Genomic DNA, 19,315 nt, shown 5'->3' on the forward strand with positions numbered 1-19,315 from the left:
CTCTTGGTCAGTGCTGTCTCCCGCACCGCCGACCGATCGCCTGCAAATTAGACAAACGGCCTTGTGCGATCCGATTGCAGTGCAACGGGCGCTTCTATTTGCCTCGAAGAATCCAAGGGTGCGCTGCACATTTTGACTTCGCGGCCTTCTGCTCTCTGCGCGAGCAGCGCTGCACGGAAACGTGCAGCCGATGCTGCGCCGCGCAAGGCCGGTGGCTTGCTAGCGCTTTGGTTTGCGACAACTCTGACCCTATCCCGCGGCCATCGCTCTGTCGCACGCTCGCACGTGATGGCATGACAGGGAATGATGATGAACGTCACGCGTAGCTGATTGTGCAGATGAGCGATCCCGGCAATCATTGGGAGGTCGGCACCGATATCGGTGGCACCTTCACCGACATCATCGCGATCCGGCGCGATTCCGCGGAAGCGCGGATTGCGAAGGTGCCGTCGCGCCCCGACGCACCGGTGCAAGCGATGCTGGAGGCGATCGAGGCGGTCGGCCTGCGCAAGAGCGAGGTGAAGCGCTTCGTCCACGGCACCACGCGCGTGACCAACGCGATCGTCGAGAACCGGCTGCCGAAGGTGGCGCTGGTCGCGACCGAAGGCTTTGCCGACGTGCTCGAGATCGCCCGCTATCGCCGGCGCGATCTCTATCGGCTCGACATTCCGCCGAAATCACAGCCTCTGGTGCCGCCTGAACGCTGCTTTGGGCTCGCCGAGCGCCTCGATCATGAGGGGCGGGTGCTGAAGGCGCTCGAGGAAGCGGAGGTCGAACGCCTGGTGGCGTGGGTGAAGGGGACCGGCGTGCAGAGCGTCGCGGTTGCCCTGCTTCACGCCTATGCCAATCCGGTGCATGAAAAGATGCTGGGCGAGCGGCTCAAGGATGTGGTCGCTCACGTCTCGCTCTCACACGAGGTCAATCCCGAGGCGCGCGAATATGAGCGAACCTCGGCAACCGTGTTCAACGCGGCCGCGATGCCGATCGCGGTTCAATATCTCAGCGAGCTGGAGCAGCGGCTGCCGATCGGGCCCGGCCTGCAGGTGTTTCACTCCGCCGGCGCCATGGTGCCGATTTCGGCGGTGAAGCAGCGTCCGCTGGTGATGGCGATGTCGGGCCCGGCGGCCGGCGTCTCGGCGTCGGTCAGCATTGCGCGCCAGCTCGGCTGCGCGCGGATGCTGACCTTCGACATGGGCGGCACCACGACGGATGTGTGCCTGATCGTCGACGGCCAGGCCGAGATGACCGACGGCCGCATGCTCGGCGACAAGCCGCTGCGCCAGCCGATGCTCGCGGTGCATTCGATCGGCGCCGGCGGTGGATCGATCGTGCGCAACGGTCCCGGCGGGCTGACGGTCGGGCCGGAGAGCGCCGGTTCCGAGCCGGGCCCGGCCTGCTATGGCCGTGGCGGCACGGAGCCGACCATCACCGATGCCAATGCGGTGCTCGGCTATCTCAATCCTGAGACCAAGCTTGGCGACCGCATCGGCATCGACATCGCGGCCGCAAAGCGCGTCATCGCGCCGATTGCCCGCGCGCTCGGGCTGAGCCTGACGGAGACGGCGCTCGGCATCATCAAGGTCGCGAACGCGACCATGGCCCGCGCGCTCCGCCGCGTCACGGTCGAGCGCGGCATCGACGGGCGCGATTGCACGCTGCTGGCCTTCGGCGGCGGCGGCCCGATGCATGCCGCGGGCCTTGCCGATCTCTACGGCATTGCGGAGGTGGTCGTGCCCAGTGCCTCGAGCGCATTCTCGGCGCTGGGCTGCCTCACCGCCGATTTCAGCTTCCTGCAGCAGCAGACCCTTCGCGCCGCCCTTGACGGCATCGATCTCGCGCGCGTCTCGGAACGGATCGAGGCCCTGATTGCCGATGCCTCGGCGCCGCTTCTCGCCAACAATGTTGCGAAGGCCGAGATCCAGGTCGAGCTGGTGGCCTTGATGCGCTACGCGGCGCAGAATGACGCCATTCCGGTATCCTTCACGTTGCCGCTTGACGTCGCCAGGCTGAAGCAGGATTTCCTGACGCGGCACCACGAGCTGTTCGGCTATGCGACCGGTGAGCCCTGTGTCATCGAGTCCGTGCGCGTGCAGGCGCGCCGCCCGTCGACGACGGTCGTCAGCCGACCCGCGACGGCAGCAAGGGCGGTGTCTACGGGCACGCGCAGCTGCTCGTTCGACGGCTTCCATGACATCCCGACCGCAATCATCGACCGCGCCTCGCTGACCGAGACCATCATTGGTCCCGCCATCATCGAAGACGCCTGGTCGACCGTGGTGGTGCCGCCGGGCTGGCAGGCGAGGCCCGATACATCAGGCAATCTGTTCCTGACGCGGAGGGCGGCATGAAGCTCGATCCGTTCGTCGTCGAGGTCATCAGGCACGGGCTCTCCGCCGCGGCCGAGGAGATGAGCCTCGTCATGACGCGCTCGGCGCGCTCGCCGCTCTTGCGCGAGGCCGGCGACCTCTCCTCCGCGATCACCGACGGTCACGGCGGCCTGGTCGGGCAGGGCCGCGACATTCCGATTCATCTCGGCGCGATGGCCTACACCATCCCCGAACTGTTGAAGGTGATGCCGCGCGATGGCCTGAACGACGGCGACGTCGTGATCTACAATGTCGGCGCGCTCGGCGGCAATCATCTCAACGACGTCAAGGTCGTGCGTCCCGTCTTCTTCGACGGCGAGATCGTCGCCTTTGCAGTCAGCCTCGCGCATTGGCCCGACATCGGCGGCACCTGGCCCGGCAGCTATTTCGCCAAGGCGGTCGATACCTTCCAGGAGGCGATGCGGATTCCGCCGGTGCTGATCGCAACGGCAGCCGGCCTCAACACGCCGATCGTGCAGCTGCTCAAGGCCAATGTCCGCGATGCCGAATCCTGCGAGGGCGACCTCCTTGCCCAGATCGCGGCGACCAAGGCCGGCGAGAGGCGCATCGTCGAGCTCTGCCGCGAGCATGGCAAGGCGGTCTTCATGGCGGTGCAGTCGCGTCTGCACGACCTCTCCGAAATTGAGATGCGCGAGGCGCTGCGCGATCTTCCTGATGGCGTTTACGAGGGTGAGGATTATCTTGACGACGGCAGCGCGAACAACGCACCCGCACGGATCCATGTGAAGATCACCATTCGCGGCGATGAAGCGACCTTCGATCTCTCCGGAAGCTGCGATCGCGTCTCCAATTTCTGCAACACCACGCCGTTCATGGCGCGCTCGGCTGTCGCCTATGCCGCGCGCATCATGAGCGGACGCGACATGCAGCAGAATGCCGGTGCGCTGCGCCCTCTGACCATTATCACGCGCCCGGGCTCTATCCTCGAGCCCGGCTGGACCGCCTCCGTTGCCGCCGGCAATCACGAGACCTCCATGCGCATCGTCGATGCGATTTTCCGTGCCATGCAGGACACCATTCCCGAGCGCCTGTCCGCGGGCGGGGCAACCACCGCGGGTGTGCTGTTCTTCGCCGAGCCGCGGCCGAACGGGTCGTGGAAGATGCTCTATGAAGTCCATGGCGGTGGCGAAGGCGCGCGGCACGATCGGGCCGGCACGTCCGCGACCCGCGTGCATCTGTCCAACACCTCGAACACGCCGGTCGAGGTGATCGAGGCGAATTACGCGATCCGGCTCGAGCAGCAGGCCATCCGCCGGAATTCCGGCGGCGCGGGCGCGCATCGCGGCGGTGACGGCTCGGTCCGCACCTACCGCATCCTGGCGCCCTCGATGCACCTGACCACCTGCGTCGAACGCATGGTGATGGCGCCGTGGGGCATGCAGGGCGGCTCTCCCGGCAAGGCCTGCCGCATCTCGCTGGTCCGGCAGGGCGCCAACGTCGCCATCGACGGCAAGTCGAACCTGGTGTTGCAGCAAGGCGATCTCGTCACGATCGAGATGTGCGGTGGCGGTGGCTACGGCGCCGTTCCGGCGGAGTGAGGCAGTGGCGATGAGCAGATTGTTGCGAACCGGGCTGAATGCGGGCGAGGCCGCGCCGATGGCCGTGGTCGGCGGCGAGGGCGTCTACTTTCATCTTGCGGATGGCCGCAAGCTGATCGACGGCAGCAATACCGGCGGCGGTCTCGGCCATCGCCATCCTGCAATGGTGGAGGCGATCCGCCGCGCGGCCGATACGCCCGTCGTCAACGAAGGCTGGACCTGGGTCGGCCGCGAGCAGGCCGCCGACGATCTGATGGCTATCGCCTTCATGGGCGAAGAGGACTGGGTCGGCGCGGTGCGCTTCTGCATCAGCGGCAGCGAGGCCAATGACATGGCGCTGTCGCTCTGCCAGGCGCTGACACAGCGCTCGGCGCTGGCAACGCGCGAGCGCGCCTATCACGGCATCACCGGGCTGTCGCGCAGCATGACGGTGCAGCCGCAATGGCACGGTGGCCTTGCGGTGCACGCCGGCGGCTCGAAACTACCGGCACCGATGGCGCCGGTGCGGATCCTGCCGGCGCCGGATGGGGCGATCTATGGCGCGCCGGCCATCAACACCCCGCCCAGCGAATATCTCGCGGACGCCCCGCGCCTGCTCTCGGACACGGCGGCGACGATCATCGACTATACGCAAGGCGGCATCTATTACGACGGGGCCTATCAGGACGAGGTCGCGCGCTGCGCGCGGCAGGCCGGCTCTTACTGGATCGCGGACGAGGTCGTCACCGGCGCGGGCCGCGCGGGGCGCTGGTTCGCGTTCCAGGGCGCGCAGAGCCGGCCCGATATCGTGACGCTCGGAAAGTCGCTCGGCGGCGGCGCGGCGGCCGTGGCCGCTGTCGTGGTGTCCAAAGACATCGTCGAGCGGCTGAAGGGCACGAGCTGGCAGAACTACGGCACGCTGCGTGGCCATCCGATTAGCATGGCGGCGGTGAGCGCTTATCTGAAGGTCATCAGTGAGGACAGGATTCTGGACCACGTGCACAATCTAGAGAAGCTGTTCACCCGCCGCCTCCTCGCAATAGCGCAAAAGCACCCCAGCGTGCAGCGCGTGGCCGGGCAGGGGCTGCACTGGACGGTGGAGCTGCATGGCCCGGATTGGCGCAGCTGGCATGCCGACACCACCGAGGTGCCGATCGCTTCGCGCGTCGCGGAGCGCGCACTGGAAGCCGGAGCCGTGATCGGCACCAGCGGCGAGCAGACCTCGCTGTTCCTGGCGCCGCCGCTGGTGATCTCCGAGCGCGAGGCGACGCTGCTGCTCGAGGCGCTCGACCACGGCCTCGAAATTGCCGATAAGGAGCACGGGTGATCGCGGACCACGCAGCACCTCGTCGTTCGCCGGCCTGGCCGGCGGATGAGCCGTGGCATCTCGCGATGCCGGAGGGGACGCTCTACGACGCGCTGGCGCGCGCGGCAGGTGAACGGCCAACGCATCCGGCCACAATGTTCTACGGGGCGAGCCTGAGCTACGCCGAGCTGCGCGACCGGGTCGATGCCATGGCCGGCTTTCTGCAAGGCGTTTGCGGAGTGAAGCGCGGCGACCGCGTCATGATCGCGCTGCAGAATTCGCCGCAATACGTCATCGCTTACTATGCGACGATGCGGGCGAACGCCGTGATCGTGCCGGTCAATCCCATGAACAAGACCGCCGAGATCGCGTATCTCGCCGTGGACAGCGGCGCCAGGGTTGCAATCATCGGCAGCGAGCTAAGCGATGTGTTTGCACCGCTTGTGGGCGAGGCGATTACGCATGCGATTGTGGCGCAATACCGCGACGAAGTTCCAGCCGCGACGCCCGACACACTGCCATCATGCGTGACCGAGGCGCCGTTGGAGCCGCCTTCATCGCCGGGCTGGTATTCGTGGTCGCCTGCGATAGTGCAGGGCCTGCAGCCGGGTGCGATGGAGGCGGGGCCGGACGATCTCATGATCCTGCCCTACACGTCCGGCACGACGGGTAAGCCCAAGGCGTGCATGCACACCCATCGCAGCGCGCTGTTCACCGCCGTGTTGCAAGCGCGCTGGTATGGGCTCAATGGCAGCGACGTGATGACCGGCTTCATGCCGCTGTTCCATGTCGCGGGCATGCAGGGCTCAATGAATGCCGCCACCGTCGCCGGCGCCACGCTGCTGCTGATGGCGCGTTGGGACAAGGATCTGCTGCCGGATTTGTTCGAGACCTATGGCGTCACGTTCTGGAACGCTGCGCCGACCATGATCGTGGATGTGCTCGCCAGCGCCAGCTTCCGCGACAAATGTTTTGCGAAGCTCAAGGTGCTGACCGGCGGCGGCGCGGCGATGCCGACCGCCGTCGCGGAACGGCTGAAGGGGCGGTTTGGGCTCGATTTCGTCGAGGGCTACGGCATGACCGAGACGATGTCTCCGACGCACCTCAATCCGATGGCGGCGCCGAAGCGGCAGTGCCTCGGCATCGCCGTGCACGAGACCGACGCCCGGGTGATCGATCCCGAGAGCCTGATCGAGCTCGACGGCAATGTGGTCGGCGAGATCATCGTGCACGGGCCGCAGGTGCTGCAGGGTTACTGGAATAGGCCGGAGGCGGATGCCGAAGCCTTCATCGAACGGGACGGCAAGCGGTTCCTGCGCACGGGCGATCTCGGCTATCGCGATGCCGACGGCTATTTCTTCGCCGTCGACCGCCTCAAGCGCATGATCAATGTCAGCGGCTTCAAGGTGTGGCCGGCCGAGGTCGAGGCGGCGATGTACCAGAACCGCGCCATCCGGGAATGCTGCATCGTTTCCGCGCCGGACGGCTATCGCGGTGAGACCGTAAAGGCGCTAGTGGTGCTCGATGACGCCGCGCGCGCGACGACGTCGGAGGGCGACATCGTCGGCTGGGCGCGCAGCGCGATGGCGAGCTACAAGGCGCCGCGCGCCGTCGTATTCGTCGAGTCCCTGCCGCGCACCGCCAGCAACAAGATCAACTGGCGGCTGTTGCAGGATGCCGAATGGGGGCGGACGGCATGAAAGCTGCTTGGCTGGAATATCGGCACGGAGCCGCGTTATGCTCGGCGCCGCGGAAGATCCTGCAAGCCGACGCTTCCCCCCAGCCATCACCAGGAACTCGCTGATGCGCATCGTCAATGTCGCCGCCGCCCAGATGGGCCCGATTCAGAAAGCCGACAGCCGCGAGGCCGTGGTCAAGCGCATGATCGCGCTGATGGACGAAGCCAAGAGCAAGGGTGCCGACCTGATCGTCTATCCCGAGCTGGCGCTGACGACGTTCTTCCCGCGCTGGTACGTCGAGGACCGCGCCGAGTTCGACATCTGGTTCGAGCGCGAAATGCCGAACGCGGCGACCAGGCCGCTGTTCGAGCGCGCGGCGCAGCACGGAATGGCGATGAATTTCGGCTATGCCGAGCTGACGCCCGATGGCCACCACTTCAACACCGCGATCCTGACCGACAGAACCGGCAGGATCGTCGGCAAATACCGCAAGGTGCATCTGCCTGGCCATGTGGAATACGACAGCAAGCGCTCGCATCAGCACCTGGAGAAGCGTTATTTCGAGCCGGGCGATCTCGGCTTCAAGGTCTGGCGCGAGCTCGGCGGCATCATCGGCATGGCGATCTGTAACGATCGCCGCTGGCCCGAGACCTATCGCGTCATGGGCCTGCAGGGCGTCGAGATGGTTCTGATCGGCTACAACACGCCGTCCGTGAATGCGGAGAAGAGCGAGGAGGGCGTCGAGAAGCGCCTGTTCCACAACCGCCTTTCGGTGCAGGCCGGCGCCTATCAGAACGCGACCTGGGTGGTCGCCGTCGCCAAGGCCGGCGTCGAGGACGGTCATCCCCTGTTCGGCGGCAGCCTGATCGTCGATCCCAATGGCGAGATCGTTGCCGAGGCCAAGACGGATGACGACGAGGTGCTGGTCCATGCCTGCGACCTCGATGCGACGGTCTTCGGCAAGACCACCATCTTCGATTTCGCCCGGCATCGCCGCATCGAGCATTACGGTCTGATCACCAGCCAGACCGGCGCGGTGCCGCCGCCGGAGACGTGACGCCGATGGCTTACAAGGGCATATCCTTGCGTGAACTCGATCCGCGCGATCGCTACAAGCTGCTTTGCGGCGTCGTGGTGCCGCGGCCGATCGCGCTGGTGACCACGCTGGATGAGAACGGGGCGGTGAATGCCGCGCCGTTCAGCTTCTTCAACGTGTTCTCCGAAAGTCCGGCGCTGATCGTGCTCGGGCTGCAGCACAAGCCGGATCACTCGCCGAAGGACACCACCCGCAACATCCATCGCGACGGCGAGTTCGTGGTGCACATGGTCGACGAGGCGCTGTCGGGCGCGATGAACGACTGCGCGGTCGATTTCCCCTCCGGCGACAGCGAGGTCGCCGCGACGGGCCTGGCGACGCTACCTTCGGTCGACGTGAAGGTGCCGCGTCTCGCCGCGGCGCCCTTCGCGCTGGAATGCCGGCGCCATGTCGTGATGACCTTCTCGCCGGATCGCGAGCTCCTGGTCGCCGAGGTCTTGCGGGTTCACGCCCGCGAGGGGCTGGTCGACACCGCCAACATGTATGTCGATCTCGACGCTTACCGGCCGATTGGCCGCATGTTCGGCAATCTCTACACCACGCAGCGGGATACGTTTGCCCTTGTCCGCGAGAGCCATGCGCAATGGCTCGCGCGCCAGGACACCAACGAGCTGAAGGACGCCTAGTGAGCCGAGAACTGCACTGTACCCAGTGCCATGGTGACGGCCGCCTGCGTCGGGTCGATCACGGGAATGCGCAGCGCGTCTTCCAGAGCACGGCGGTGGCGCGCCATGCCGGCGCAGCCCATCACGATGGCGCGGGCACCGTCCTCGTCGCGCAGCGCGCGGCCGACCTCGATCATCTTGGCGAGCGTGCCTTCGCCGGAGGCGGTTTCGGCGACGCTCATGTTCAGCGGCCGCTCGCCGGAAAAGCGGTCGGTCAGGCCCATCTGCCTGAGATAGCGCATGTGCCGCGGGATCGAGCGCTGGGCGATCGCGATGACGCCAAAAGTCTCCGCGCGGGAAAGCGCCGTCAGCACGCCGCACTCGGCGATGCCGAACACGGGGCGGTCGGTGCCTTCCCGGCAAACCTGCAGCCCGGGATCGCTGTAGCAGGCGATGACGAAGGCGGCCGAGCTGTTGTCGCTTTCGATCAGCTTTCGCAGTGGGATCGCAACGCTGTCTGCGTCCGCCTGGCTTTCAATGCCGAACGGACCTTCGGCCAGCGTCTGGCAGACCACTTCCGGCCCGCCCTCGAAATCGAGCGGCTTCAACGCATCCTCCAGCCCCTGCGTGACCTTGTGGTTGGAGTTCGGGTTGATGACGAGAATGCGCGGCCGGGACATGATGATCTTCCTGCGAGATTTAGCGAACGTGCCTTGAGCCTATCACGGAGTGCCTCATGACTGAACCCGCTTACGACATGATCATCCGCGGCGGCCGCGTCGCCACCACCACAGACGTCTTCGAGGCCGACGTCGCCATCTCCGGCGAGACCATTGCGGCCATCGGCCGCGGGCTTCCGCCCGCAAAGCGCGAGATCGACGCGCGCGGCAAGCTGGTGCTGCCCGGTGGGGTCGACAGCCATGCCCATATCGAGCAGCTGTCGGCCGCCGGCATCATGAACGCCGATACGTTCGAGAGCGCCACCGTCTCCGCCGCCTTCGGCGGCACCACCACGGTGATTCCGTTCGCAGCTCAACATGTCGGCATGAAGCTGCCTGAGGTCGTCGCGGATTATCACGCACTGGCGAAGAAGGGTGCGGTGATCGACTACGCCTTTCACATGATCATTGCGGACGCGACCAAGGAGACGGTCGAGGAGCACATTCCCGCGCTGGTGAAGCAGGGCCATGCCTCGATCAAGATCTTCATGACCTATGACCGCCTCAAGGTCGACGACGAGCCGCTGCTCGACATCCTGCTCGCGGCGCGCCAGTCCGGTGCGATGCTGTGCGCCCATGCCGAGAACCACGGCATCATCGCCTGGATGGTGAAGCGGCTGCTTTCGCGCGGCTACACCATGCCGAAATACCACGCCGTCAGCCACGCCCGCGTATCGGAGGCGGAAGCCTTCACCCGGCTGATCGGCATGGCGGCGCTGATCGACCAGCCGATCATGATCTTCCATGTCTCGACAGCCGAAGGCGCCAAGGTGATCCGCGACTCGCGCGGACAGGGGCTCAAGGTCTTTGCCGAGACCTGTCCGCAATACCTGTTCCTGACCGCCGCTGATCTCGATAAGCCCGGCGCCGAGGGGGCGAAGTGGATGTGCAGCCCGCCGCCGCGCACGCATGCCGACCAGGAGGCGCTGTGGCAGGCGCTCTCGCTCGGCGATCTCCAGACCATCTCGTCGGACCACGCGCCGTATCGCTATGACGAGACCGGCAAGCTGCGCGCCGGCCCCAATCCGAATTTCAAGCAGGTCGCCAACGGCCTGCCGGGCCTGGAGCTGCGGCTGCCGCTGTTGTTCGACGCGATGGTATCGAAGGGCCGGCTGGGCCTGGAGAAATTCGTCGAGCTGACCGCAACGGCGCCTGCAAAGATCTACAACCTGCATCCGCGCAAGGGCTCGATCGCCGTCGGCGCCGACGCCGATATCGCGATCTGGGATCCCAACCGCGAGGTCACCATCGCCGACGAGATGATGCACGACCTTGCCGGCTACACGCCGTTTGCGGGTCGCAAGCTCAAGGGTTGGCCGGTGTCGGTGCTTTCGCGCGGCCGCGTGATCATCGAGGGCGACAAGTGCCTCACGAGCGCCGGCAGCGGAAAGTTCCTCGCGCGCAGCGGCGGCGAGGCGGCCAGGCCGACCGGCCGGCTCGTCGCCGACATGGATCCCGAACGGAATTTTGGGGCAGAGCTGCTGTGATGGTGGATCGCGCGCGATGAAGATCGTCATCTTCGGCGGCACCGGCTTTGTCGGCCTCAATCTCGCCGAGGTGCTGCTCGCGCGCGGGCATGAGGTGACGCTGTATGATCGTAAGCAACTGCCGGCTGGAGCGGAGCGATCCTTTGCCGACTACCGGGAGCGGCTCACGATTATTCAGGGCGAGATCTCGGACGTCGAGAGGATCGAAACGCTTGTAAAGCAGGGCTTTGACGCGATTGTCCTTGGCGCTGCCATAACTGCCGGGGATCAGCTCGAGCGGTCCACGACCTCGAGCATTCTCGAGATCAATGTGATGGCTCAGTTCCCGATTCTGAGCGCTGCGATCCGCCGCGGTGTTCGGCGTGTGATCAATCTGTCGTCAGCATCTGCCTATGGAGCCGCGGGGCAACGCTATCCGATATTGGACGAGGAGACGCCGTGCGATCCCGTCTCCTTCTACGCCGTCAGCAAATTCACGTCAGAGAGATCCGTGGCGCGGCTTGCCGAGTTGTGGGGAGGCGATTTTCTGAGTGTGCGCTTAAGCGCAGTGTTCGGTCCGTGGGAACGCATCGGGAAGGTGCGCGATACGCCCAGCCTCCAGTTCCAGATCCTTGCTGCATTCGCTCGCGGCGAACCGGCGCTGCTGCCGGCGCCAGGCATCAAGGATTGGACCTACGCGCCGGACGCTGCCGAGGCCGTGGCTGTGCTGATCGAAGCTGAGCGACCGCGCCACCGGCTCTACAATATCTCCAGCGGCGCGGCCTGGTCGGCGCTGCAATGGGGCGAGGCTTTTGCGGCCCTGCATCCCGGGCTGGAGTGTCGGCTGGCGGAGCCGGGCGAGAAGACCTTCATCAAGCTTCATGGGGGCGATCGCGCGCCGCTCTCAGTGACGCGAATGGCCGACGAATTCGGCTGGCGCGCGCGGTTCGGCTGTGCGGAGTCAGCTGCCGCGATGAGCGCCTGGTGGATGCAGTACAGGGAGGGGATCTGAGATGCGGCTGCAGGGGCGCACGGCCATCATTACCGGCGCAGGCTCGGGCATCGGCCGCGCCAGCGCAAAACTGTTCGCGGAGGAGGGCGCGCGCCTTGCTTTGGTCGATCGTGACGCCGCGGGCCTCGAGGAAACGCTGAGCCTTATCGGCGAAGCGACGACGCATATCGGCGACGTCGGCGATGGCGCATTCGCCGAAACCGTCGTCGGCGACGTCGTGGCCCGGCATGGCCGGCTCGATATTCTCATGACGGCGGCTGGCTTCTCCTGTGGTGGCACGGTGCTGACGACGAGCCTGGACGACTGGGATGCGGTGTTCCGCGCCAATGTCGGCGGCACCTGGCTGTGGGCGCGGGCCGCGGTGCCGCAGATGCAGCGGCAGAACAGCGGCTCGATCATCACGCTGGCATCGCAGCTCGCCATTGCCGGCGGCAAGGGTAACAGCGCCTATATCGCCGCCAAGGGCGCGATCGTCAGCCTGACGCGCACCATGGCGGTGGATTTCGCCGCCGACGGCATCCGCGTCAACGCGATCGCTCCCGGTGCGATCGACACGCCGATGCTTCGCCGCAGCTTTGCCCGCCACGCCAATTCGGACGAGGTGCGCGAGGCCTCGCGCAACCGCCACGCCATGAAGCGCTTCGGCGTGCCTGAGGAGATCGCGCAAACCGCACTGCATCTCGCGAGCGATGCTTCGTCGTTCACGACCGGCACCGTGATGGTGGTCGACGGAGGCTGGCTCGCGGCATGAGTGAGACGCTGACCCAGCTCGAAGCCGACATTCACGCCGATCTCGCTCGGATCGCGCATCCCGGCGCGGCGTGGCTCGAACCGAAAGCGGGGCCAGACGGCAAGCCGGCGCTGGATGTTCTCATCATCGGCGCCGGCCAGTCCGGCATCGCCATCGGCTTCGGCCTGCTGCGCTCGCGCGTCAGCAACATCCTGCTGATCGACAAGGCCGAAGAGGGCAAGGAGGGCCCGTGGCTCACCTACGCCCGGATGCCGACGCTCCGCAGCCCGAAGGACTACACCGGGCCCGACCTCGACATCCCCGGCCTGACGTACCAGTCCTGGCACGAGGCCCGCTTCGGCAAGGCGAGCTGGCAGGAGCTCGGCCTGATCGCGCGCGAGCATTGGGCGGAGTATCTGCTCTGGCTGCGGCGCACGGTCGGCTTGCCGGTGCGCAACGCTTGCGAGCTCAAGGAGATCGCGCCGGCGGCTGACGGCCTGCTCGCTGCGCGCGTGAAACGGGCAGGAGAGGTCGAAACGCTCTATGCGCGGAAGATCGTGCTTGCGACAGGGCAGGAGGGCATGGGCGGCTGGATGATTCCGGAGCAGCTGGTGCATCTGCCGGCGAGCTCTGTTGCAACCGTCGCCGACGACATCGATTTCGAAAGCCTGCGCGGCAAGCGCGTCGCCGTGATCGGTGCCGGCGCCTCCGCTTTCGACAATGCGGCGACTGCGCTGGAGGCCGGTGCCGCTGAAGTGCGCCTGCTGTGCCGACGCGCTCAGATCCAGGTGATCCAGCCCTATCGCTGGCTGACCTTTCGCGGCTTCCTGCGCCATCTCAGCGATCTCGACGATGCCTGGCGCTGGCGCTTCATGCGCAAGATCCTCGAGATGCGGGAAGGATTTCCGCAGCCGACCTATGACCGCTGCGCGCGTCACGCCAACTTCACACTGCACGAGGGCGCGCCGGTCGAAGCCACGCGCAAGACCGATAACGGCGTTGAACTCCAGACGCCGCGCGGCGCCATCACCGCCGATTTCGTCATCTGCGGCACCGGCATCGACATGGACTTTGCCGGCCGCGGCGAGCTCGCCCAATGTGCCGCCAACATCGCGACCTGGGCCGACCGCTACCAGCCGCCGGAAGACGAACGCAACGAACGGCTCGGCCGCTTTCCCTATCTCGCCGACGACTATGCCTTCACCGAGCGCGAGCCGGGAATGACGCCGTGGATCGCCGACATCCATCTGTTCGCCATCGCCTCGACCATGAGCTTCGGTCCGTCGGGATCGTCGATCAATGCGATGACGACCGCCGTTCCAAAGCTGGTCCACGGCCTGACGCGCGGCCTGTTTCGCGCCGATGTCGAACGGCACTGGGATTCGCTCAGCGCCTATGACGTGCCGCAGGCCGTGGTGACGCGTCATGCGCGAGAAATGGGGGAATCGCTGTGATCACCCATGCGCCGTCGCGACCTCGCGTCCCTCGAAATGTCCGATCGGACTGGCGCGCAACTTGCTTCCTTCTGAACCTGCCTTGCTGGCGTTCTCGTTCGAAATTCAGGGAAAAACCAATGCGTTTTGTGTCTTTCAGACTGGCGACCTCAGTTCTCGCCACCACTGCGCTGCTGCTCATCGCCACTGCGCCGTCGCAAGCGCAAACCAGGGCAGAGACCTTGCGCTACGTCACCGGCGCCTCCGTCAATACGCTCGATCCCAACATCCCCGGCTCGACCCGCGAATCCTTCGCGTTGAGCATGAGCACCTATGACAGGCTGGTGGCATTCGGCCGCAAGCAGCTCAACGGCAAATGGGTGTTCGACCTCGACACGATCACCGGCGAGCTCGCCGAATCCTATGACGTCAGTCCCGACGGCCTTAAGATCACCTTCCGCCTGCGCAAGGATGCAAAGTTCCAGGACGGCTCGCCGGTCACGGCCGAGGATGTCAAGTGGTCGCTCGACCGCTGCGTGACCGCGCCGATCCTCGGCAAGGCGCAGCTGCTGACGGGCTCGCTGACGTCGGCCGATCAGTTCAAGGTGATCGATCCCCTCACCATCGAGGTGACGCTGCCAAAACCCGACAAGCTTGCGTTGCCCAATCTCGCCACCGTCTACCCGATGATCATCAACTCGAAAGTGGCAAAAGAGCACGCGACGGCTGACGATCCCTGGGCCACGGCCTGGCTGAAGGAGCACACCGCCGGCAGCGGCGCCTATGCGGTCGAGAGCTTCAAGCCGGGCGAGCAGGTGATCATCAAGCGCAACGAGGCCTGGAACCGGGGATCGCCCGGCAAGCCGGCGTACTTCAAGCGCGTCATCGTGCAATCGGTGCCGGAGCCGGCGACCCGCGCCAACCTCGTCGAGCGCGGCGATGCCGATCTCGTGCTCGACCTGCAGGCCAGCGACGTGCAGTCGCTGGAGGCCAAGGGCAAGCTCAAGGTAATCTCGACGCCGCAATACAATGCGGTCACCTACGTCTCGATGAACAACCAGATCCCGCCCTTCGACAACGTCAATGTCCGCCGCGCCATCGCTTCCGCGCTGCCCTATGAGGACATGTTCAAGGCGGCCCTGTTCGGCCGCGGCGCGCCGCTGTTCGGCGCGACCTGGCCGGACGGCAAGCCGGCGAACGGCATCTATCCGTTCCAGCAGCCGGTGAAGATGGATCTCGACAAGGCCAGGGAATACCTCAAGGCTGCAGGTCTGCCCGAAGGCTTCTCGACCACCTTCAGCTTCAATGTCGGCCAGGCCTCGACGGCCGAGCCGATGGCCGCCCTCGTCAAGGAGTCTCTTGGCAAGATCGGCATCAAGGTCGACATCCAGAAGCTGCCGGACGCGCAGATGTCGACGCAGATCAACGAGAAGAAGCTGCCGTTCTTCACCGAAGGCATCGTCGCCTGGCTGCCGTCGACCGACTATTTCTACCGCAACTTCTACACCGGCACTCAGCGCTGGAATTACTCTTCGATCAACAATCCGGACCTTGCCGCGATTGCGCAGGAGGCCCGCTTCGAGCCGGATAAGGCCAAGTACGAGGAAGCCGGCCGCAAGCTCAACGCGATGCATGTCGACCTGATGCCGCAGATTATGCTGTGGCAGCCCAATCAGGACGCGGTGATGGCGCCGTCGATCGAAGGCTACACCTATGAGTTCCACCGCCAGGTGGATTATCGCGATGTCAGCCGCAAGTGACATCCGCGGCGAGCAGGGACGCTGAATGGTGACGACCGGTCTTGGTGCAACGATGGTGCGGGCGGGCAGGCGGCTCTTGTCGTCGCTGCCGGCACTGTTCGGTGTGCTGGTCTTCACCTTCCTGTTGATGCGCGTTCTGCCCGGCGACCCCGCGGTGTTCTTCGCCTCGGGACCCAATGCCGGCAAGGAGGAGATCGAGCAGATCCGCAAGCAGATGGGGCTCGACAAATCCGTGCCGGAGCAGCTCGTGTTCTATCTCTCCGACATCGGCCACGGCAATCTCGGCCGCTCGATGATGACGGGACAGCCGGTGCTGAAGGACCTGCGCGAGCGATTGCCGGCCTCGCTCGAGCTCACCTTCACCGCACTGTTGATCGCGCTCATCGCGGCCGTGCCGCTTGGGGTGCTGGCGGCGCTGCGGCCGGGATCAATCATCGATCACGGCGTGCGGCTGTTCTGCGCACTCGGCGTCTGCGTGCCGACCTTCGTCTCGGGCCTGCTCTTGATCTATGTCTTCTATTATCTGTTCGGGCTGGCCCCTGATCCGACCGGGCGCATCGACGTCTTCACCTCGCCGCCGCCGCAGCGCACCGGCTTCCTCTCGATCGATTTCCTGCTCGCCGGCGACGTCGAGGGCTGGTGGGCGGCCTGCAGGCAGTTGATCCTGCCGGCGGTGAGCATGGCGCTGTTCGTGATCGCGCCGCTGGCGCGGATCACGCGGGCCTCGATGCTGGTCTCGCTCGGCAGCGATTTCGTGCGCACTGCGCGCTCGGTCGGATTGTCCTGGCGCAAGGTGGTCGTCACCTATGCGCTCCGCAATGCGATCCTGCCCGTCATCACCATCGCCGGCATCGTGTTCTCGACCATGCTGGGCGCCAACGTGCTGGTGGAGAAAGTGTTCTCCTGGCCGGGCGTGGCCTCTTATGCGCTCGACGCGTTGCTGTCCTCCGACTATGCGCCGGTGCAGGGTTTCGTGCTGCTGATGGCCAGCCTGTTCGTGCTGGTCAATCTCGTCGTGGACATCTGCTACGGCATCGCCGATCCCAGGGTGTCGATCGAATGACCAGCGCCACACTTCGCCATACGGTCTGGATCCTGCGCGGCAATCCGCTCACGGCGGTGGCCGCGGCCGGGGTGACGCTGTTCGTCCTGGTCGCGATCTTCGGACCGTGGATCGTGCCCTACGATCCCGTGGCGTCGAACGTGTCGGAGGCCCTGCTGCCGCCGAGCGCGGCGCACATCGCCGGCACGGACCAGCTCGGCCGCGACGTGTTCAGCCGTCTCATCATCGCCGCACGGCTCGACCTTGCCATCGCAGTCTCCGCGGTCGGAATCTCGTTCGTGATCGGGGCCGTCGTCGGCGCGTTCTGCGGCTATGCCGGCGGACGGCTCGATCGCGCCGTCGGCCGCTTCGTCGACGTGATGATGGCGTTTCCGCTGTTCGTGCTGGCAATGGCGATGGTCGCCGCGCTCGGCAACCGGATCGAGAACATCGTGATCGCGACCGCGATCATCAATCTTCCGTTCTACATCCGCTTCGCGCGCGCCGAGGTCAACGTCCGCCGCAATGTCGGCTGGGTCGAGGCTGCGCGCGCCTGCGGCGAGAGCCATTTCTCGGTGGTGCTGCGCTTCCTGCTGCCGAACATCCTGCCGGCGATGGCGGTGCAGATCTCGCTCAATCTCGGCTGGGCCATTCTCAATGCCGCCGGCCTGTCGTTCATCGGTCTCGGCGTCAAGCCGCCGACGCCGGAATGGGGCATCATGGTCGCGGAAGGCGCGCGCTTCATCTCCACCGGACGCTGGTGGCTGGTGGCCTTTCCCGGCCTCGCACTGATGCTGGCCGTGCTGTGCTTCAACCTCCTCGGCGACGGCATGCGGGACATTCTCGATCCCCGGATGCGCACATGAGCGAGGACCTGCTCAGGATCGACGACCTCCACGTCGCGTTCTCGACGCGGCGGGGCATGGTCGAGGCCGTGCGCGGCGTCACGCTCACCGTCAAGGCCGGCGAGATGCTCGGCCTCGTCGGCGAGAGCGGCTCGGGCAAGTCGGTCACTGGCTTTGCGACGACGCGGCTGCTCGATGCAGCCGGCCGCGTCACCGGCGGCAAGATCCTGTTCCGCGGGCAGGACGTCACCAAGCTCCGCGGCGATGATCTGCGACAGCTGCAGGGCGCCGCGATGTCGATGATCTTCCAGAATCCGCGGGCGGCGCTCAATCCGATCCGCGCGATCGGCCTGCAGATCGCGGACGCGATCCTCACCCACAAGCGTATCTCGAAAGAGGCCGCGCGTGCCGAGGCGCTGGACCTGCTGCGCGCCGTTCAGATCCGCGATCCCGAGGCGCGGATGAACGCCTATCCGCACGAGCTCTCCGGCGGCATGTGCCAGCGCGTCATGATCGCGATCGCGGTCTCCTGCAATCCCGCGCTGCTCATCGCGGACGAGCCGACCACCGGCCTCGACGTTACCACGCAGAAGGTGGTGATGGATCTGCTGGCAGACATTGCCGCCGCGCGAGGCATGGCCACGATCCTGATCACGCACGACCTCGGCCTTGCGGCGCGCTATTGCCGCCGCATCGCCGTGATGGAGCGCGGCCGCATCGTCGAGGAGGCGAGCCCCGGCATTCTCTTCAGCGCGCCGCAGCACGCCTATACGAGGCGCCTGGTTGCGGCGTCGCCGACGGCGACGTCACGGATCGAAGATCTCGTGACGGAGGAGGACAGAGAGCGTTACGCCAACGTCGTCACCAGGCCCAGGCAGGAGCGAGCGCACGGCACGCCGCCGCTCCTGGAAGTGCGCAAGCTCGCCAAGCGTTTCGATCAGGGCTCCGCTGCGGTTGCCGACTTCTCGATGACCATGGCGGGCGGCGAGAGTGTCGGGCTGGTTGGCGAGTCCGGCTCGGGCAAGAGCACGACCTCGCGCATGATCTGCCGCCTGATCGATCCGAGCGAGGGCGACATCGTGTTCGACGGGCAGTCGATCGGGCACGTGGCGGCGCGCGATTTCCACCGCTCGCCGTTGCGCAAAGACATCCAGATGGTCTTTCAGGACCCGAACGAAAGCCTCAACCCGCGCTTCACGGCGTTCGATTGCATTGCCCATCCCTTGATGCGGCTCGACGGCATGCGCGCGGGCGAAGGCTTGCGCAAACGGGTGGAAGAATGCGCCGAGCGAGTCGGGCTGCCGCTCGATCTGTTGCCGCGGTTTCCGCATCAGCTCTCCGGCGGGCAGAAGGCCCGCGTCGGCATCGCCCGCGCCATCGCCTGCCGGCCGCGGCTGCTGGTGCTGGACGAGCCGACCGCCGCACTCGACGTCTCGGTGCAGGCGGTTGTGCTGCAACTGCTCGATCGCCTCAGGCGCGAGAACGACATTGCGCTGCTGTTCGTCAGCCACGATCTCAACGTCGTGCGCATGCTGTGCGACCGCACCATCGTGCTGCGCAACGGCGGCATCGTGGAGCAGGGCGAGAGCCGGGCGCTGTTTGACAATCCAAAGACCGACTACACGCGCAAACTGGTCGAGGCGATCCCGCATATCGAGACCGGGCCGACGCTGGCGGCCGCTCTGTGAACCCCGAACTCGTATTCCTGGGCCGCCAAA

15 protein-coding genes are annotated in these 19,315 nt (G+C 66.0%); 14 read left to right on the forward strand and 1 reads right to left on the reverse strand.

The genetic code is table 11. The features are described 5' to 3' along the window. Positions 1–338 precede the first annotated feature (338 nt). The 6 genes from I6F20_RS28990 to I6F20_RS29015 all read left to right on the forward strand — a co-directional run bounded on the left by I6F20_RS28990 (position 339) and on the right by I6F20_RS29015 (position 8,611). Positions 339–2,348 carry a hydantoinase/oxoprolinase family protein gene (locus I6F20_RS28990; protein ID WP_225128922.1) on the forward strand — a complete coding sequence of 670 codons (2,010 nt, stop codon included), beginning with the start codon at positions 339–341 and terminating at the stop codon, positions 2,346–2,348. After that, positions 2,345–3,925 carry a hydantoinase B/oxoprolinase family protein gene (locus I6F20_RS28995; protein WP_225128924.1) on the forward strand — a complete coding sequence of 527 codons (1,581 nt, stop codon included), beginning with the start codon at positions 2,345–2,347 and terminating at the stop codon, positions 3,923–3,925. The genes I6F20_RS28990 and I6F20_RS28995 overlap by 4 nt, the downstream gene beginning before the upstream one ends. 10 nt (positions 3,926–3,935) lie before the next feature. Then, the gene (locus I6F20_RS29000) at positions 3,936–5,231 is read left to right on the forward strand and encodes an aminotransferase class III-fold pyridoxal phosphate-dependent enzyme (protein WP_225128925.1); all 1,296 of its coding nucleotides are present in this window, start codon (positions 3,936–3,938) and stop codon (positions 5,229–5,231) included. Beyond that, positions 5,228–6,910: a long-chain-fatty-acid--CoA ligase gene (locus tag I6F20_RS29005; RefSeq protein WP_225128926.1), complete on the forward strand. Its 1,683-nt coding sequence runs from the start codon at positions 5,228–5,230 to the stop codon at positions 6,908–6,910. Before I6F20_RS29000 ends, I6F20_RS29005 begins: the two co-directional genes overlap by 4 nt. A 103-nt stretch (positions 6,911–7,013) precedes the next feature. Further along, positions 7,014–7,946 (forward strand): N-carbamoyl-D-amino-acid hydrolase, encoded by a 933-nt coding sequence (locus tag I6F20_RS29010; protein WP_225128927.1) that lies wholly within the window; start codon positions 7,014–7,016, stop codon positions 7,944–7,946. A gap of 5 nt (positions 7,947–7,951) precedes the next feature. Further along, positions 7,952–8,611 (forward strand): flavin reductase family protein, encoded by a 660-nt coding sequence (locus I6F20_RS29015; RefSeq protein ID WP_225128928.1) that lies wholly within the window; start codon positions 7,952–7,954, stop codon positions 8,609–8,611. On the opposite strand, the gene I6F20_RS29020 is transcribed toward I6F20_RS29015, so the two are convergent. Next, positions 8,608–9,270, reverse strand: coding sequence for an aspartate/glutamate racemase family protein (locus I6F20_RS29020; protein WP_225128929.1), 663 nt, complete (start codon positions 9,268–9,270; stop codon positions 8,608–8,610). The two genes, I6F20_RS29015 and I6F20_RS29020, sit on opposite strands and share 4 nt — an antisense overlap. A 56-nt stretch (positions 9,271–9,326) precedes the next feature. Here I6F20_RS29020 and hydA point away from each other — a divergent pair, with 56 nt between their 5' ends. The 8 genes from hydA to nikE all read left to right on the forward strand — a co-directional run bounded on the left by hydA (position 9,327) and on the right by nikE (position 19,285). Further along, a complete protein-coding gene (gene hydA / locus I6F20_RS29025; protein ID WP_225128930.1) occupies positions 9,327–10,796 on the forward strand; it encodes a dihydropyrimidinase in 1,470 nt (489 codons plus the stop codon). A gap of 16 nt (positions 10,797–10,812) precedes the next feature. Then, positions 10,813–11,787, forward strand: coding sequence for an NAD-dependent epimerase/dehydratase family protein (locus tag I6F20_RS29030; protein ID WP_225128931.1), 975 nt, complete (start codon positions 10,813–10,815; stop codon positions 11,785–11,787). A 1-nt stretch (position 11,788) separates the two neighbouring features. Further along, on the forward strand, positions 11,789–12,538 hold the full coding sequence (locus I6F20_RS29035) for an SDR family oxidoreductase (protein WP_225128932.1): 750 nt from the start codon (positions 11,789–11,791) through the stop codon (positions 12,536–12,538). Beyond that, positions 12,535–13,971: an NAD(P)-binding domain-containing protein gene (locus tag I6F20_RS29040; RefSeq protein WP_225128933.1), complete on the forward strand. Its 1,437-nt coding sequence runs from the start codon at positions 12,535–12,537 to the stop codon at positions 13,969–13,971. The genes I6F20_RS29035 and I6F20_RS29040 overlap by 4 nt, the downstream gene beginning before the upstream one ends. 119 nt (positions 13,972–14,090) lie before the next feature. Then, the gene (locus tag I6F20_RS29045) at positions 14,091–15,710 is read left to right on the forward strand and encodes an ABC transporter substrate-binding protein (RefSeq protein WP_036023574.1); all 1,620 of its coding nucleotides are present in this window, start codon (positions 14,091–14,093) and stop codon (positions 15,708–15,710) included. Between the two features lie 28 nt (positions 15,711–15,738). Further along, on the forward strand, positions 15,739–16,773 hold the full coding sequence (locus I6F20_RS29050; RefSeq protein WP_225129011.1) for an ABC transporter permease: 1,035 nt from the start codon (positions 15,739–15,741) through the stop codon (positions 16,771–16,773). Continuing rightward, positions 16,770–17,618, forward strand: coding sequence for an ABC transporter permease (locus I6F20_RS29055; RefSeq protein ID WP_225128934.1), 849 nt, complete (start codon positions 16,770–16,772; stop codon positions 17,616–17,618). The genes I6F20_RS29050 and I6F20_RS29055 overlap by 4 nt, the downstream gene beginning before the upstream one ends. After that, positions 17,615–19,285 (forward strand): nickel ABC transporter ATP-binding protein NikE, encoded by a 1,671-nt coding sequence (nikE, locus tag I6F20_RS29060; protein ID WP_225128935.1) that lies wholly within the window; start codon positions 17,615–17,617, stop codon positions 19,283–19,285. The genes I6F20_RS29055 and nikE overlap by 4 nt, the downstream gene beginning before the upstream one ends. Positions 19,286–19,315 lie beyond the last annotated feature (30 nt).

The sequence above is a fragment of the Bradyrhizobium sp. IC3123 genome, from assembly GCF_020193625.1.
In the GTDB taxonomy this organism is placed as follows: Bacteria; Pseudomonadota; Alphaproteobacteria; order Rhizobiales; family Xanthobacteraceae; genus Bradyrhizobium; species Bradyrhizobium yuanmingense.